Annotated in this window: 13 protein-coding genes; 9 read left to right on the top strand and 4 right to left on the bottom strand. The window is 70.9% G+C overall.

What is annotated here, in order from left to right; genetic code table 11:
* The first annotated feature begins 124 nt into the window (after nt 1–124).
* Together rph and BMY61_RS27510 are read left to right on the top strand one after the other, a co-directional pair.
* Nucleotides 125–2,773, top strand: coding sequence for a rifamycin-inactivating phosphotransferase (rph, locus tag BMY61_RS27515; RefSeq protein WP_042444985.1), 2,649 nt, complete (start codon nt 125–127; stop codon nt 2,771–2,773).
* 176 nt (nt 2,774–2,949) lie between these two features.
* Nucleotides 2,950–4,353: an RICIN domain-containing protein gene (locus BMY61_RS27510; RefSeq protein ID WP_042444987.1), complete on the top strand. Its 1,404-nt coding sequence runs from the start codon at nt 2,950–2,952 to the stop codon at nt 4,351–4,353.
* An 11-nt stretch (nt 4,354–4,364) separates the two neighbouring features.
* Here the strand turns inward: BMY61_RS27510 and BMY61_RS27505 are convergent, their stop codons facing one another.
* Nucleotides 4,365–5,621, bottom strand: a complete 1,257-nt coding sequence (locus tag BMY61_RS27505; protein ID WP_042444989.1) for a DUF2716 domain-containing protein — start codon at nt 5,619–5,621, stop codon at nt 4,365–4,367.
* A gap of 536 nt (nt 5,622–6,157) precedes the next feature.
* Between BMY61_RS27505 and BMY61_RS46505 the strand changes: the two genes are divergently transcribed.
* Nucleotides 6,158–6,286 (top strand): S1 domain-containing protein, encoded by a 129-nt coding sequence (locus BMY61_RS46505; RefSeq protein ID WP_161791222.1) that lies wholly within the window; start codon nt 6,158–6,160, stop codon nt 6,284–6,286.
* Between the two features lie 372 nt (nt 6,287–6,658).
* On the opposite strand, the gene BMY61_RS27490 is transcribed toward BMY61_RS46505, so the two are convergent.
* Nucleotides 6,659–7,147 (bottom strand): hypothetical protein, encoded by a 489-nt coding sequence (locus BMY61_RS27490; RefSeq protein WP_169791847.1) that lies wholly within the window; start codon nt 7,145–7,147, stop codon nt 6,659–6,661.
* Between the two features lie 208 nt (nt 7,148–7,355).
* Here BMY61_RS27490 and BMY61_RS27485 point away from each other — a divergent pair, with 208 nt between their 5' ends.
* The 3 genes from BMY61_RS27485 to BMY61_RS27475 all read left to right on the top strand — a co-directional run bounded on the left by BMY61_RS27485 (nt 7,356) and on the right by BMY61_RS27475 (nt 9,956).
* Nucleotides 7,356–7,853, top strand: coding sequence for a hypothetical protein (locus BMY61_RS27485; protein WP_042444993.1), 498 nt, complete (start codon nt 7,356–7,358; stop codon nt 7,851–7,853).
* A 110-nt stretch (nt 7,854–7,963) separates the two neighbouring features.
* Nucleotides 7,964–9,193 carry a hypothetical protein gene (locus tag BMY61_RS27480; protein WP_042444994.1) on the top strand — a complete coding sequence of 410 codons (1,230 nt, stop codon included), beginning with the start codon at nt 7,964–7,966 and terminating at the stop codon, nt 9,191–9,193.
* A complete protein-coding gene (locus BMY61_RS27475; RefSeq protein ID WP_042444996.1) occupies nt 9,174–9,956 on the top strand; it encodes an alpha-ketoglutarate-dependent dioxygenase AlkB in 783 nt (260 codons plus the stop codon). Before BMY61_RS27480 ends, BMY61_RS27475 begins: the two co-directional genes overlap by 20 nt.
* Nucleotides 9,957–10,034: 78 nt before the next feature.
* Here BMY61_RS27475 and BMY61_RS27470 read toward each other — a convergent pair whose 3' ends face one another.
* Nucleotides 10,035–10,733 (bottom strand): SDR family oxidoreductase, encoded by a 699-nt coding sequence (locus BMY61_RS27470; protein ID WP_042444998.1) that lies wholly within the window; start codon nt 10,731–10,733, stop codon nt 10,035–10,037.
* A gap of 230 nt (nt 10,734–10,963) precedes the next feature.
* On the opposite strand from BMY61_RS27470, the gene BMY61_RS47930 reads away from it, so the two are divergent.
* From BMY61_RS47930 to BMY61_RS27460, 3 genes are all read left to right on the top strand, one after another.
* Nucleotides 10,964–12,796, top strand: a complete 1,833-nt coding sequence (locus BMY61_RS47930; protein WP_052438533.1) for a carbohydrate binding domain-containing protein — start codon at nt 10,964–10,966, stop codon at nt 12,794–12,796.
* Nucleotides 12,797–12,980: 184 nt separating this feature from the next.
* Nucleotides 12,981–13,130 (top strand): hypothetical protein, encoded by a 150-nt coding sequence (locus tag BMY61_RS45285; RefSeq protein ID WP_177240392.1) that lies wholly within the window; start codon nt 12,981–12,983, stop codon nt 13,128–13,130.
* A 102-nt stretch (nt 13,131–13,232) separates the two neighbouring features.
* Nucleotides 13,233–14,297 (top strand): hypothetical protein, encoded by a 1,065-nt coding sequence (locus BMY61_RS27460; RefSeq protein WP_042445000.1) that lies wholly within the window; start codon nt 13,233–13,235, stop codon nt 14,295–14,297.
* Nucleotides 14,298–14,337: 40 nt separating this feature from the next.
* Here BMY61_RS27460 and BMY61_RS27455 read toward each other — a convergent pair whose 3' ends face one another.
* Nucleotides 14,338–15,873 carry a PucR family transcriptional regulator gene (locus BMY61_RS27455; RefSeq protein ID WP_042445001.1) on the bottom strand — a complete coding sequence of 512 codons (1,536 nt, stop codon included), beginning with the start codon at nt 15,871–15,873 and terminating at the stop codon, nt 14,338–14,340.
* Nucleotides 15,874–16,017: the final 144 nt, after the last annotated feature.

Below are 16,017 nucleotides of genomic sequence, written 5' to 3'. Positions count from 1 at the left end.
GCATGATCCGTGGCAACCCCCCGCCACTCTTACCGTATAGCACGGCGGGGGGCTTGCCACAAGGCCCCGGTCTCGGCGGAGAATCGGCAGCCTACGTCGCAATCCGCAGGAAAGAGGGCAGAACGTGCTCGGCCAGCAGCATGAGCGGTACGTGGTGGGTCTTCACGAGGTCGACGGTGCCCAGGTCGCCCTTGTCGGGGGCAAGGCCGCCCAGTTGGGTGAGCTGGCGCGGATCGAGGGTGTCCGGGTGCCGGACGGCTTCTGCGTGACCACCGACGCCTTCCGGCTCGTCGCGGCGCAGGCGCCGTCGCTGGAAGCCCTCCTCGACCGCTTGGCCCTGGTCGACCCGGACGACCGGCAGACGATCCGGACGCTGAGCGCGCAGCTGCGGCGGGCCGTCGAGGAGGTCGCCGTCCCCGGCGGCGTCGCCGCGGCGATCGCAGACGGGCTCGCCCGGCTCGGTGAGGGGGCCGCCTGCGCCGTGCGGTCCAGTGCCACCGCGGAGGACCTGCCGACCGCCTCCTTCGCCGGCCAGCAGGACACGTACCTGAACGTCGTGGGGCCGGCGGAGGTCCTGCGGCACGTCAGCCGGTGCTGGGCGTCGCTGTTCACCGATCGGGCCGTGACCTACCGGCGGCGCAACGGCATCGACGACCGCACGGTGCGCATGGCCGTGGTCGTCCAGCGCATGGTCGTCCCCGAGGTGTCCGGCATCCTGTTCACGGCCGACCCGGTGACGGGCGACCGGAAGGCCGCCACCGTCGACGCCGGCTTCGGTCTCGGCGAGGCGCTGGTCTCCGGCCTGGTGAATCCGGACGTCTTCAGGGTGCGCGGGGACGAGGTCGTGGGCCGGACCGTCGCCGTCAAACAGCGTGCCCTGCACGCCCTGCCGGGCGGCGGAACGCGCGAGGTGCCCGTGGAGGCGCGGCTGCAGGAGCAGCCGGCGCTGACGGACGGGCAGGTCCTGCGGCTCGTCCGGCTCGGACGCCGGATCGAGGCGCACTTCGGCCGCCCGCAGGACATCGAGTGGTGTCTGGTCGACGACGACTTCCGGATCGTGCAGAGCCGACCGGTCACGACCCTGTTCCCTGTCCCGGATAACCCCGACGGGCAGAACCGCGTCTACGTCTCCGTCGGGCACCAGCAGATGATGACCGACCCGATGCGGCCGCTGGGTCTGTCGATGTGGCAGCTGACCGCGATGGTGCCGATGCACGAGGCGGGCGGGCGGCTCTTCGTCGACGCCACCGCGCGTCTGGCCTCGCCCGCGAGCCGAAACGCCCTGCTGGACCTGATGGGCCGGGGCGATCCGCTGGTCCGGGACGCGCTGGAGACCGTGCTCGACGGGGACTTCATCCCCACTCCCCCGGCCCCGCCGGCTCCGGCGTCCCCGCCGTCCGCGCCGCCCGTGCCGCCCGTGCCGGCTCCGGATTCTCCGCCGTCCGTGCCGGCCGAGGTCGATCCGGGCCTGGTCGCCGAGCTGATCACGCGCAGCGAGGCGTCGATCGCCGCACTGGAAGGCGCCATCGCGACAGAGACCGGCCTCGCGTTGTTCGACTTCCTGGAGGAGGCGTTCGCGGAGCACAAGCGGGTCCTCGGTGAGCCGCAGAACCTTCAGGCGATCATGGCGGGCATGCAGGCCGCCTGGTGGCTGGGCGACCGCCTGCAGGAGTGGCTCAGCGAGAGGAACGCGGTCGACACCCTCACGCTCTCCGCCCCGGACAACGTCACCTCCGAGATGGGTCTCGCGTTGCTGGACGTCGCGGACGTGGTCCGGCGGCACCCCGAGGTGGTGGCGTTCCTGCAGGGCGTCGAGACGGAGGACTTCTTGGAGGAGCTGCCGAAGCTCGCGGGCGGGACCGAGGCGCGCGACGCCGTCGAGGCCTACCTCGACCGGTACGGCATGCGCTGCGTGGGCGAGATCGACATCACCCGGCCGCGATGGAGCGAGCGCCCCGCGGCCCTCGTCCCCGTGATCCTCGACAACGTCAGGAACTTCGAACCGGGCGCCGCCGCACGGCGTTTCGAGCAAGGACGGCAGCGGGCGCAGGAGAAGGAGCAGGACGTTCTCACCCGCTTGCGGGCCCTGCCCGACGGGGAGCGGAAGGCCGACGAGACCAAGCGGATGATCGACCAGGTCCGGGCCTTCGCCGGGTACCGGGAGTACCCGAAGTACGGCATCGTCCGCCGCTACTTCGCCTACAAGCAGGCCCTGTTGAGGGAGGCCGACCGCCTCGTCCGGGCGGGTGTGCTCGCCGAGCGGGAGGACGCGTTCTACCTCACCTACCAGGAGCTGCGCGACGTCGTGGTCGACGCGCGCACGCTCGACGGCGCGCTGGTGCGGCAGCGCAGGGACGCGTTCCGGGCCCAGCACGCGCTCACCCCGCCGCGGGTGCTCACCTCGGACGGCGTGGCCCTGTCCGGGTCGTACCGCCGCGACGACGTGCCGGCGGGCGCGTTGACCGGCCTCGCGGTCTCCGCCGGGACGGTCGAGGGGCGGGCCCGCGTCGTCCTGGACATGGCGCAGGCCGATCTGGAGGCGGGCGACATCCTGGTCACGCCCTTCACGGACCCCAGCTGGTCGCCGCTGTTCGTCGGCGCCGCGGGACTGGTGACGGAGGTCGGCGGCCTGATGACGCACGGTGCGGTCATCGCCCGCGAGTACGGCCTGCCCGCCGTCGTGGGTGTGGACGGCGCCACCCGGCTGATCCGGGACGGGCAGCGGATCCGGGTGCACGGGACCGACGGGTACGTCGTGATCCTGGCGGAGTAGTTGACGGCGCGACAGTTCCCGCGAAGGTCCGGGGCGCGAACCTCTTGACGGGCACGGGCCAGGTCTCTACTTTCCTGAATGCGGAATCCAGTTAGGAAGCATTACTAACTGGATTCCGTCATCCTGCGCCAGGCCTGGCCCCACCCGTCCCCCTTCGTCCGTCCGGAGGTCCACGCATGCCCCACGGCGTCCGCAAGCTCCTGGTTCTCGCCGCCTCCACCGTGCTGCCCGCGGCATCGGCCACTGTCCTCGCCGCGCCGGCACACGCCGCCGCGCCCGCCTTCCCCGCGCACTACTCCGCCCCCTACCTGCAGATCAGCGCGGCCGACGCGGGCGACATGGCGGCCGACAAGAACGCGACGGGCACGGCGCTCTACTCGCTGGCCTTCCTCACCCCGCAGTCGGGCTGCACTCCGATGTGGGAGGACAACAACGACGCGATGAACGCCTTCACCTCCCAGGTCTCGGCCCTGCAGGCAGCCGGCGGGAACGTGATCCCCTCCTTCGGCGGAGCCTCGGGCGGCGAGCTGGCTCAGACCTGTACCTCGGTCTCCAGTCTCGAGGCCGCCTACGCCAAGGTCGTCAGCACGTACCACGTCACCCGCCTGGACTTCGACATCGAAGGCTCCGTGCTCGACGACACCGCCTCCGACCAGCGACGCGACCAGGCCCTCGCCCAGCTGCAGGCCGCGAACCCGGCCGTGCAGATCGACTTCACCGTGCCGGTCGACCCCACCGGCATGGAGTCCGACGTCACCTCGATGCTGACCGGCGCCGTCAAGGCCGGCGTGAAGGTCAATCTCGTCAACATCATGACGATGGACTTCGGCAACGGTGAGAACGCGCTGAACGACGCGGAGTCGGCGGCCAACGGCAGCGTCCCGCAGCTGGAGTCGATCTTCGGGATCTCGGGCAGCGGGGCCTGGGGCATGCTCGGGCTCACCCCGATCGCCGGACAGAACGACGACAACGAGGTCTTCAGCCAGTCCGACGCGAGCACGCTGGAGTCGTTCGCTGCCGCCCACGGGGTGCAGGAGTTGGCCTTCTGGGAGGTCGACGGGTACGACAAGGGCACCGGTTACGCCTACTCCAAGATCTTCAACAAGATCACCGGCGGCAGCACGGGCGGAGGCGGTGGAGGTTCCTTCCCGTCCGGGTACCACCGTTTGGTGGTGCAGCACAGCGGCCTGTGCGTCGACGTCGCGGGCGCCTCCACCTCCAACGGCGCCGCGATCGAGCAGAACTCCTGTGCCACGAGCGGCCAGACCAGCCAGGAGCTCCAGTTCCTGCCCGTCTCCGGCGGCTACGGGGAGCTGCAGGACCAGAACAGCGGCAAGGACCTCGTCGTCCAGTCCGCCTCCACCACCAACGGCGCCGCCATCATCCAGTACACCCAGAACGGCACCGCCAACGGCCTCTGGCTGCCCGTCCAACAAGCCGACGGCACCTGGCAGTTCAAGAACCAGAACAGCGGCCTGTGCCTGGACCAGACCGGCGCCGTCACCACCGCCGGCGCCACCTTCGACCAGTGGACCTGCAAAACCGGCACCGGCACCAACCAGGACTTCCGGACCGAGTAAGTCCCGAGTGCTCAACCGAAGCTCCAGACGCCGCCACCGAACAGGTGGTCCAGGTCGTTCGCGACCTGCTCGACGAGGTCGTCCCCGAAGACGACGAGGACTTGTTCCGCGTAGTGGGCGAACGTGCCGAGGCGGGCGTCCGCGGTGGCGAGGAACTGGAACTCGCCGTCGGCGATGGCGCTCCCCGGCCAGTGCGGCTGTCCCGGGCCGCCGACCCGGTGCGGGTCGAACTCCCAGCCGTTGAGATAGGGACGGTACTGGTAGACCCATTCGCCGGGCCGGACGCACGCACGCAGGCCGCCCTGGATGGCCTGCTCGGCTGCGGCAAGCGCCGGAGTGCCGCGGTCCAGCATGCCGTAGAACCAGCGGCGCGAGTCGAGCGGCGCGACGTACCGTCCGCTCCCGCCGGCGTAGTCGAAGCCGACGCGGGCCTCACAGCGACGTGCTCTCCGTCGGAACTCCGCGTCTCCGAGGGAGTGTCTCGCCGGCGGGGTCGCAGCGGGCTCGCCCGGAGGGGTCCAGTGGTGGGACCGGACCGTGGTGACGTCCCGAAACCCGACGGCCACGAGGGCGCTGCGCAGGTGCCCGTCGGCCTCGGCGACCAGGAATCTCTTCGTCGGCGGCTGGAACCGGCGCAAGGGCGACTCGGCCAGCAGCTCGGGAGACGAGGCGGTCAGGCCCCCGACCGCAGCGAACGCGGTGCCCTGGACGGTCTCCAGCCAGCTGGCCGCAGCAGCCTTTCCGCGATGGGTCAGCACACGGATGTCTATGTCCCAGGAGGGGTTCGAGCGCATCGCGTGCCAGTCCGACAGGGGAACGCAATGGGGCCCGGAGCGTGCGGAGAGGTCGAGCGCGTGCTGCGCCTGCGGCTCCTCCCACCTGACCGATTCGACTTTCCAGTCCGGCGGCGGCTGGGGGAAGTCCAACTCCGCGACGGCGCCGACCAGGACGCTGCGCTTCCATCCAGCGATGAAACCCGCCGCGTCGAGCGCGGCCGTCAACTGCGAGGCTCCTGCGTCGTGGGCGAAGACGCGCCATTCCACCGGCTCCACACGCGCGGCCGCGCGCTGCTGCACCTGTGCGGCCAAGTGCGCGGCCGAGGCCTGGTCGTCCAGGGCGGGGTGGTCGACGGTGCCGTGGGTGCCGTAGTGCGTGAGGGTCAGCGGTCCGATCCGCTCGACCACGGTGCCGAGCCGAGGATGCGCCGCAACGGGGCCGCGAAGGCTCTGGTCGTGCGCTGCCAGCAGTTCCCCCACGTCCAAGGCCACCGCGGCATTCAAGCAGTGCGGTTCCCGCGAAGCCACTGGTTAAGGGCCTCCGACAAGATGATCAATGGCGTGGTTGGATCCCACCGGGCGTCAGATTGACGAACCCCTGCTCAGCATCGGATGTGCCCTGGTCTGCCGGCGGCGACTCACCCTCGTGGAGGCCACGAACCGACCATGACATCGTCCGCACCCGACGGCCGCGTGGACGCGGCACGCAGGGCGGCAATCGCGGGATCCTGCACAACGAGCTTCAGACTGGCGTCGCTGGTGAGTCGGCGCACCAACTCCGGCCAGGAGGCGTCGACCAGGATGGCGCTCTCGGGTCCCCTTCCCCACGCCCTGAGCAACGAGGTATCAAGAGAGGGGACATGGCCGACAGAGCGCTGAGTTAGCTCCTCTGAATGGGGGAACAGCATGAAGAAGATGGCAATGGTGCTCGCAGCGTTCGCGCTCGCAGCTGGCATCGGGCTGAGCACGGCATCCGAGGCCGGCGCGCACACGACCCCGAACGGTGGGCCCGCCTGTGGCCTCTGCTGGTGAGCCTAGGCCGACTACGCAACCGGACGGCCAACGGCTACGGCAAGCTCGTCGAGGAAAAGACCGTCACCTTCAACGTCGAGCAGGGCTACAAGGGTCCGCAGGCTTCCGACATCGTCCGCATCTGACGCCACCAGCAGAGACGGCCCTCGCCCGGTGGCGCTCATGCTGGCGTCGCCCATGTCGGCGGCGCCACCCATCACTTCAGGCATGCGCTTCCGGCCTTGCGCATCGGTCCTGCGCTGACGTGCTCGGCATCAGTGGTATTGCGGGATATTCGGGCCCGCCGCGGGATCGAGCCCGCCGGCCCGTTGGGCCGGCACCGGGGGTGGTCGAGCGGACCGCTTCCTGGCTGACCGGATGCCGACGGCTCCACCGCCGCTACGAGCGCAAGTCCGAGCACTTCCTCAGCTTCGTAGCCATAGCTGCCGCGTTCATCTGCTACCGGCACCTCGTGGCCACCTGAAGGCCTAGGCCGGTCAAGAGGGCAAGTCAAGCGGTCAGTCTGTGACACGCTCCAGCGGGAGATGGTCTCGGTAGTACTGCGAGTCCAGCCACTCTTCCTTCACGAAGAGTGGACGCGTAAGCCACGCATCCCCAACCCGCTGTGCCCGGATAAGAATCCCGAGATCGGTCAGGGAGTACGAGCCGTCACCGGTGAACAAGATGCAGTTGCCATGCTCCCCAGCATGGTCCAGAAGAGACTGTTGGGTCTGCCCCCAGTCGCTTCCAGCAAGCGGGAGGCCGGCGAGGAAGACCTGAGGACCGATGACCGCGTCCAGCGCGACGCACGCAAGCCGGCTCACGTCGTAGAACGCCTTGATCCCGTCTGCAAAGTCTTCCTGCGCATACGGGCCACCAACCCGTACACGCGGCTCGGATACCCGCAAGGCCTCCGCAACCTCGGCCGGAGACATGCCGAAGAGCAGCGGCCCCACGCCCACGTCCGACCGAAGTTCCCAGCGCTCCCGCACCCCATCCGCCTTCATGCACCCACCCCTAGCTCTGACTTGTCTCCGCGTCCGCTGCTCGGCCACACGCAACGTCAGAGATCAACGTGCCAACTTAGCGGCTCAAGCGCCAGCTGATAGCGGCTTGATCACAGCCGACAGAGGCGAGGTCTGAGTCCGGTGAGGGGCTCGAACGGTACGCTCACCCGGTGGGAGAACTGATCAGCTACGCCGGACGCGAGCGCCGATGACTGCTGACGACCCGCCCGGCGCCCGCGCGCCGGCGCCGTACGTGGTCGCCGCTCACTTCGTGCTCGGCCGGGTTTCCGCACGCACCCCGTGGTGGGCGGCCCAGTGGTTGGCCGCCGGCCACGACGGCGAGGCGCTGCGTGAGATGGCCGGGCTCAACGGCCGTGACACCCGTGCCCTCCACGACCTGGTGCCCGCTGTCCTGGCCGAGATGGGCGTGGGCGCCCTCCCGGAACCGCTCGCAGCCGTGACGACGGTCTTCCAGCACATGGCCGCGGAGTGCCTGGCGGGCCGGCTCGACGAACGCGCGGTCGTACAGCAGGCCGAGGAGATCGTCATCAGCCAGGACTACGCCTCCGAGATCCTGGACCTCCCACTCGGCCGGCTGTACGGCCTCGACGACGAGTGGCAGGGCGGATGGGGCGCCAGCGTGGAAGACCTGCGGGCGACAGTCCGCGGGCACTGCGCGGATCAACTGGCCGAACCTCCGGAGTGACCGTGGCCGGCTGCAGTGTCGCTGCGGCGGAACGTCGTTGCCCGCTGTCGATCAACGTGGGAGCATCGATGCCCGGCGGTCCGTCCCCTTCGAATGGCAGGCACACTCTGATGCACACAACGGGGGCGACGGAGGCCTGCCTCGACCACGACGGCGCCGTTCTGGTGGCACCTTCGGCGCTGCAGGACCACGACGTGGTCAGGGACTTCTTCGGGGCCGTCGTCACGCCGCAGGACCTCGCCTCCGGTTCGCTCGACCTCGCGCACAGGACCGTGTACCTGTCCGGCGACGTGTCCGGAGTCAGTGAACGCCAACTGCACGCGGCTGCCCGCGTGTTCGTCATCCGGGAGCTGTCGCACGGCTACCGCGAGAACGTCGACGAACCCTGGACCCCCGTCCCGCTCGGCCGGGTCCCCCGCGGTGTGCACGGCGTCGGCGTGTACTACCCGCGCTTCTTCGGACTGGACTCTGATTTCTTCGAGCGTATCCGTGCCGAGCACACGTTCCAGTCGCTCACGGAATCCACCAAGCCCGGAACGGCCCATCGCAGCGGAATCTATCTGACCCCCGTCACGCGGAGCGGTGACGAACTGCATTTCCGCCTGCTGCGGTGCTCCACGAACTTCTCCGGGCCGACGGAAGGCTTCGGCCCGACGGACACGCACATCGTCGAGGACCTGAACCGCGAGGCCGCCGCCGTCTTCCGGGACCAGGCGCCGCTGAACCACGTCCTCGCGCAGATCTACCACAACACCCCGGCCACGCCGGAGCGCAAGCAGTCGAAGGCGAAGATCTCGGCCCATGCCGACAAGACCAAGGACATGCCGGCCAACGGCATCATGGCCTTCTGCACCTTCTACGACGGGCTCGGCGAACTGGAGCCCCTGACTGCGGACGGCTTCGACCACGGCGTCAAGGGTGTCAGCGGGATGACCAAGCTCCACTTCCGCCTCAAGGAGCCGATCGCGACGGGCGACGGCGTCACACTCCCCGCGCAGTTCACGGTGACGCTCCATCCCGGTTCGGTCTTCTTCATGCCGCTGTCCACCAACCGCCTGTACGCCCACGAAATCCGCTCCTCGATGCTGGACGCCGAGTTGCTGCCGACCCGACTGGGCTATGTGGTGCGCTGCTCGAACGCCGAAGCCGTGCACCGGAACGGCGGCACGTTCCTCAAGGCGGGCAGTGAACTGCGGAGGCTGGAGCCGCCCACGCCGGCCGGTATGGACGAGCTGCGCAGGTTGTACGCAGAGGAGAACCGGACCTCCGCCGTCATCGACTACGGCGACGAAATCCTCTTCAGCATGAACACGGGAGACTATGTTGCCCCTCGGATCTAGCATCTCGGACGAGATCCTTTCGTTCAGCCTGCCGACCGAGCGGGATCTCTTCGCGGAACTCTCGGATGCGGCCCGCTGGGAGGAGGTCGGAAAGGGTCGGCAGGGCGCGGTCCTGGCCGCGGTCGACGAGAGGTGGGGCGTGCCCCTCGTGCGCACGACCACGCAGTACCGGCACCCGACGCAGCCTTTCCGGGAGGTGCACGAGCGGCTGGCGCAGCGGATCCAGGAGCGTGCGGGAATCTCGGTCGCCTTCAACAACGCTCTCGTCGAGCGTTACACGAACGCGTACACGACGATGGGCGCCCATTCCGACCAGGCCCTGGATCTGGCCGAGGAGTCGTTCATCGCCGTCTTCTCCTGCTACCGGAATCCCGAGGCGGAACCGCCGAGGAAACTCGTGGTCGAATCGAAGACTTCCGAGGGCGAGAGGGTCGAGATCCCCCTCCTCCACCACGGTGTGGTCGCGTTCTCCGTCGCGTCGAACCGGCGGCTGAGGCACAGAATCGTGCTGGAAAAGCCCGTCCCCGCAGTGGACAACGAATGGCTGGGCGTCACGTTCCGCACCTCGAAGACCTTCCTCCGTTTCCGCGAGGGACACGCCCTCCTCGCCGATGGCGCACGCCTCGTGGCGGCCGACGAGGAGCAGCGGCAGGAGTTCTACCGACTGCGGCGTCGCGAGAACAGTGAAACCGACTTCGCCTACCCTCCGTTGACGTACACCCTCAGCGGGAGCGATCTCCTCGCGGTTTCCGACGAGTCGTAGCCCAGGGCCAGGCGGTCGGTGTGCATGCGGGAGGCGGCACGGACCGGCCGGTTGCACATCCCGCCATTCCGGGCCTTGTCAGCCGAACTGGCCGGAGGGGCGCACGACGAGCTGGTTCACGTCCACGCCCTCGGGCTGGTTGACGGCGAAGACGATCACAGTGGCGATCTGCTCGGCGGTCAGCGTCGGCGTGGCCTCGGGCGTGCCGCCGCGCTCGTTCCAGAACGGGGTGTCCACCACGCCCGGCGCGACCAGCGTGACGCCGACGCTGTCCTTGGCCACCAGCTGCCGGACGTTCTCGACCAACGCGTGCGCGGCCCACTTGGTGACGGAGTACAGGTTCCCCGGCGTGTTCCTGATGCCCGCGACCGAACCGATGACCACGATCCGGCCCTTGGACTCGCGCAGGTGCGGCAGCGCCTCGCGTACCAGCAAGGCCGGGCCGAGGACGTTCGTCAGGATCATGGCACGCATCGCCTGGGGGTCGTGGTCCTCCAGGGTGCCGGGCAGCGAGTAGCCGGCGTTGGCGATCACCGTGTCCAGCCGGCCCCACCGCTCGGCGACCTGACGCACGGCCGACGCGACGTCGTTCTCGTCGGCGGCGTCTCCGGCGATCGTCAGCAGCCGTTCCCCGGCGTCGACGGAGGCGGCAAAGGCAGCCAGGCGGCCGGCGTCGCGACCGGTGACCGCCACCAGGTCACCCTGTTCGAGCAGCGCCCTGGCCGTGGCCGCACCGATGCCGCTCGATCCCCCGGTGATCAACGTGACGCGTTCCATGGGGCCCGATGCTACTACGGCTGATCATCGGGACGGCGTCCTGCGGAGCTTGCGGGTGACTCCCAAGTGCCGTGGTGCGCACGACACGTGACTGGGCCCTGGGCATTGCGATGACGGCGGTGCCACCGACAGGATGTGTGGTCTAGGCCAATCGCGGTACCGCCGTGCGCGTCCGCGCGCGGCGGTCCGTCCCACGGCATCCCTGTGTCCCCACGCACGAGGAGATCGTCTTGCCCCCAGCCACCTCCGCTCCACGCCGCGCCGCCGCACTCGTCGCCGCGGCAGGCGCGACCTGCGCCCTCCTCGCCGCCGCCCTGAGCGGCCTGCCCGCGTCGGCCGCGAGCGTCGACCTGTTGACCAACCCCGGCTTCGAGACCGGCGACCTGACCGGCTGGAGCTGCGACTCCGGACTCGGCAGCGTGGTCACCGCGCCGGTCCACTCCGGCACCTACGCGCTCACCGGAGCCGCCTCCGCGAGCAGCACCGCCCAGTGCACGCAGACCGTGACGGTGACGCCGAACACCGGATACAGCCTCACCGGCTTCGTCGAAGGCTCCTACGTCTACCTCGGGGTCACCGGATCCGGTACCAAGGACACCAGCACCTGGACTCCCGCCGCGTCCAGCTGGTCACCGCTGTCCACCACGTTCACCACCGGCCCCGCCACCACCAGCGTGCAGGTCTGGGTGCACGGCTGGTACGCACAGGGCAGTTACCATGCGGACGACCTGTCACTGACCGCCACCAGCGGCCCGAGCCCCTCCTCCAGCGTCACGGTCTCCCCCTCCCCCTCGCCCACGCCGACAACGTCCGCGAGCCCTTCGGCCTCGCCCTCGGCCTCGCCCTCGAGCAGTGCGTCGCCCTCCCCCACGCCGACCACCACCGCGACGGGCGGCTCCGGCGCGTTCCAGCAGCCCCGGATCGACGCGGCCGTCGCCGAGCCGCTCATCGCGTTCGCCGCACCGAGCTCCTCGGTGCCGCGCCCGGGAACCAACCCCACCGTCATCGGCGAAGCCGCCGCACTGCAGTACCTGGCCCTGGTCGACAAGCAGGCACCCGGCACGAAGGCCACCAACGGCACCACCGTCGACAGCGCGCTGCTCGCGCAGGTGCGCAACCTCGTCTCCGGCGGCAAGGAACCCGACGCCGACGGCGGCCTGGAGGGCTGGTCGCACGCCCTGGTCGCCCAGGCGCTGCTGCTGGTGAAGAACGGGCCGGCCTGGACCGAGCTCACCGCCGCCGAGCAGGACAAGGTCACCCTCCTGGAGGCGGCCATGGGCTACGCGGGCAACTACGCCTACAACGACGCGAGCAACTTCTCCTCCGGCATCTGCGGCTACGGCAACTTCGCCAAGACCAACAACCCCAACTACGAGGACGGCTACGTCTCCGTGGAGGTCGCCGCCGTCCAGTACTTCGGCGCGGACACCTGGACCCGGATGCTCGCCGCCTTCGCCGACACCACCGAGACCAGCCAACTCGACGCCGCAGGCCTCACCAACGCGGGCACCTGCTACGCGGCCGTCGGCGCCGCCGCCGACGCCGCCGTCCAGCGCCCCTTCGTGTGGAAGGGCCACCCGGCCACGGACCTGATGGGCATCTGGAACCAGGAGGCCGCCGACACCTTCGACCAGACCGCCACCAGCACCGTCACCGGCACCTCCAACGGCGCGGCCGTCACCGCCCACATCGCCGACAACAGCACCAGCCCCGAGCAGGGGCGCCTCGGAATGGGCCACGAGTTCGACTCGACCGACTCCGGCGGCCTGCGCAGCTCCGCCCTCTACGTCTTCGAGGGCTGGATGAACGTCACCGGAACCCGCCTGGCCATGACCGCGCTGGGCGACTTCGCCTGCTCCGGCGCGACGGCGGCGGGCCAGTACCAGGTCGGCACGGAGGATCTGATCTACAAGCTGCACCACGGCTACGTCAGCTACGCCGCCAGTCAGAGCGGCGTCGTCGTCGACGACGCCGGCGACCCGTCCTCCGACGGGCCGAACGCCAAGGGCTACCCCTGGGACCTCGACGCCTACAACGCGCAGATCAACACCCAGGGCTGCTGAGACCACCGGCCGGAGGGGCGACGGGCGCCCGGCGCGCATCCGTCCCCCTCCGCTCGCCCGACCGGGTGAGCGGCGGTGCCGCCCGGGCCCGTACCTCGTTGGAATGGGCGTGACTCCTGCGGAACCGATTCCGCCGCCTGCACGCAGTGGTGGGCGGCCCGGCGACACACCGTTGTTCAACGCGGTGGCCGCGACCTGGGCTTCGCTCGGCCGCACCGTGCCCGGCATCCCGGATCCGGAGTGGGAGCGACTGGTGGGCCGCCACCCCGTGCGCAAGCGCGGGCGGCGACGTCTTCCGGCACCCCGTCAGGAGGGCTACACCGGCGGGGCGTGAACGGGGAACCGGCCCTCCCGTCCGACCGCGCAGTGAGGCCCACGGCCCACGGGCCGCGAACCGCGCCCACGCGTTGTCAGTGCGGTCCGCTAGGTTCTGGCCATGTCGCTGACCGCACAGCTCCGCGCCTCGCTGCACCTCCCGGGCGGCGCCGCGCTCGTCAACGGGTCCGGGTACGAGAGCCGGGCCGGGGCCCGTGGCGTGCGCCGCGCCCTGCTGGAGCACGGGCACGAACTGGAGGTCTACGACCTCGACGAGCTGCTCGCGGGTGAGCGCGCGCCGATCGCGACGTTCCCGCTGCCCTGGCCGGGCTGGTGCCACGGGGTCCACTCGGTGAGTCCCGCAGGGGATGTCGCGGTGTTCTCCGGCCAGCGCGCGGTGCGGGCGGTCGGCCTGGACGGTCAGGCTCTGTGGGAGTACCGGCACGCCTGTTGGGGGCCGGAGCTCGGCCATCCGCACACGGGCGAGGAGCAGCAGGTCTGCCGGGGTTCCGAGCACGGGTCCTGCCGGGTCTCGGACGACGGCAGCCTGGTCTGGGCCCACGTGGTGGTGGAACCGGAGCCCGGAGAGTGGCAGGAGGTCTGGGTCGTGCTGGACGCGCGCGACGGCCGGGAGTTGGCCCGGCTGCCGCTGGAGAGCGCGGCCGCCGGATCGCATCAGATGTCGCACCCCGACGGTGTCCACATGGGCCTGGAGATCGGCATGGGTCAGGACGGGATCCTGCTGCACTGGGCTCGTTGGGACGGCGAGCAGCTGACCGGTTGGGATCTGAACGAGGGGATGGACCGCATCCTGATGGACGTCCACCCGGCCCACCCCGGCTTCCTCACGGTCCACCACGACGGCTGGGACGTCCGGCTGCACGCCCTCGACGGGAGCGTGCTGGCGAGGCGTGAGGCGCCGGCCGACGAGGACGCGGAGCGCGTCCAGTGGTCCTGGGTCTGCGGCTTCGTCGACGCCGCGACGGTCATCGCCGCCTCGACCGATCGCGGTCGCAGGCAGCCCCGGCACTGGCTGCTCGACGCCAGGACCTTGGAGATACGCGGGGAGATCACCTATCCCGGAGCCGCGGTCGACGGCTGCGTGCGGCCGCTGGGCGACGGCACGTGGCTGACCTACGCCGGGACGACCGGGACGCTCACCCGCTGGGCGGCCGCGCCCGCCTGACGGCCGGCCGGTCCCGCCCCTGCCCCCGCGGGTCGGGGTTTCAGCCGGAGGAGGCCGGAGGCGTGTGCAGGGCCAGGAGGAGTTCGGCACGCTGGACGGGGTCGTCGAGGTCTCCGTCGAGCAGCTCCCGAATGCGCTCAAGTCGCTGGCGCACGGTGTTGCGGTGGACGCCCAGGGTGGTGGCCGTCTCCTGCACGGAGGTCGAGTGCGCCAGCCAGGCGCGCAGGGTCTCCCGGTCGGCGTCGCCGAGCGGGGCAAGGACGTGGTCGGCCCAAGTGCGCAGGCGATCCTGGCCGAGCAGGCCCAGCAGGCGGCCGCGCGTGAGGTCGTCGAAGCGGACGTGGCGCCGGGGCGGTCCGGGCGTGCTGCCGTGGGCGGCGTCGAGTGCCTGCCGCGCCTCCTCGATGGCCGGTTGCAGGCCGTCGTCGTCATGCGCCGCCGAGCTGCCCACGGCGGCGTCGGCCTGGGCGGCGAGTGCGGGCAGCGCCGCTTCCAGGGCGCCTTCAGCCGGGGCGATCACGGCCAGGTGCCCGTCCGCCGTCCCGGCCGAGAGCTGGACCTCGCGGCTCTGGGCGGCGGCGGCCGCGACGGCGCGGATGAGGGCGTCGTGGCCCTCCGGCGGCCCCGCCACCAGGTGCAGGCGGAGGGGCCCGGCGGGCAGTTGCTCACCGAGGCGCTCGAACACGGTGGCGGCCTCGGTCACGCGGCCGGCCAGCGCGAGGGCGAGGACCGCGTCGTGGACCGCGCGCTCGGCGGCGTACTGGGCTCGGGAGCGTTCCAGCCGGATCGTCAGCAAGGAAGCGGCCGTGTCGACGATCGCGCGTGCCTGCGGGTCGAACGTCTCGGCGCCCGGAAGCGACGCCGTGCCGCGTCCGACGGCAAGCAGGCCCCGGACGCGGTCGATGCCGAGCGTCTGGAGCAGGACCGGGGAGCCGTCGACGCCGAGCGAGGCCGAGGAGTGCGGGCCGCCTCGCACGAGCCGGGCGATGTCGTCGGCCAGGGCGGGCAGGCGCCGCACGGCCTGATGCGGGGAGGCGTGCACGGCGCGGCCGGCGGGGCTGACCAGGACGGCCCAGCCGTCGACCGCGCGGGCCAGGCGCATGACGACGCGGCGTGCTCCGTCGTCCGCGGCGGCGGCCCGGGTCAGTTCCTGCGCCGCGCGCTGCAGCTCCCGCGCGCGGGCGTGCTCCTGGGCGGCGACCGCGTCGGCGACGGCGCGCATCACCGCGATGAACGGCGTCGCCACCGGCACCTCGAACAGCGGCATGCCGTGGCGGCGGGCCGCCGCAACCAGGGCGGGCGGGCAGCCCGGCTGGCGCGGGGTAGCGTCGTAGCCGAAGCCGAGCCCGACCAGGCCGGCCGCGCGCAGGGCGGCGACGTAGGCGTCGGTGGCCGCCTCGTCGCGCGGCAGCAGCCACGTCGTGAGCAGGACCAGACCGGGTTCCAGGAACGGGGTCGGGTCGGCGAGGTCGCTGGCGTGGACCCAGCGAACCGTCCGGTCCAGTCCTTCCCCGGCGACGAGCAGCGTGAGGCCGAGCCGGGGGTGGTCGAGCAGTTCCCGCAGCGTGGGCGCCATGACACGAGCCTACGTCCGCCTGGGGCTGTGCGCCTTGCACATGGTGTGGAGCCGGGATGTGCGCGACGCACACCCGAGGTCTTCCCGGATCTTCCTACTCTGGGCTCTGGGACCGGACCAGCGTGGCCACGGCGGCCGAACCTG

Source organism: Streptacidiphilus jiangxiensis (genome assembly GCF_900109465.1).
Taxonomy (GTDB): domain Bacteria; phylum Actinomycetota; class Actinomycetes; order Streptomycetales; family Streptomycetaceae; genus Streptacidiphilus; species Streptacidiphilus jiangxiensis.
Note: the sequence above shows the minus strand (reverse complement) of the source record. Positions and strands in the feature narration are given on the sequence as shown.

What these genes read in the sequence shown, in the direction of transcription:
- BMY61_RS27510 (WP_042444987.1), top strand. Translation starts at nt 2,950, where the DNA reads ATGCCCCACGGCGTCCGCAAGCTCCTGGTTCTCGCCGCCTCCACCGTG.
- BMY61_RS27490 (WP_169791847.1), bottom strand. Translation starts at nt 7,147, where the DNA reads ATGAAGGCGGATGGGGTGCGGGAGCGCTGGGAACTTCGGTCGGACGTG.
- BMY61_RS27485 (WP_042444993.1), top strand. Translation starts at nt 7,356, where the DNA reads ATGACTGCTGACGACCCGCCCGGCGCCCGCGCGCCGGCGCCGTACGTG.
- BMY61_RS27480 (WP_042444994.1), top strand. Translation starts at nt 7,964, where the DNA reads ATGCACACAACGGGGGCGACGGAGGCCTGCCTCGACCACGACGGCGCC.
- BMY61_RS27475 (WP_042444996.1), top strand. Translation starts at nt 9,174, where the DNA reads ATGTTGCCCCTCGGATCTAGCATCTCGGACGAGATCCTTTCGTTCAGC.
- BMY61_RS27470 (WP_042444998.1), bottom strand. Translation starts at nt 10,733, where the DNA reads ATGGAACGCGTCACGTTGATCACCGGGGGATCGAGCGGCATCGGTGCG.
- BMY61_RS27460 (WP_042445000.1), top strand. Translation starts at nt 13,233, where the DNA reads ATGTCGCTGACCGCACAGCTCCGCGCCTCGCTGCACCTCCCGGGCGGC.
- BMY61_RS27455 (WP_042445001.1), bottom strand. Translation starts at nt 15,873, where the DNA reads ATGGCGCCCACGCTGCGGGAACTGCTCGACCACCCCCGGCTCGGCCTC.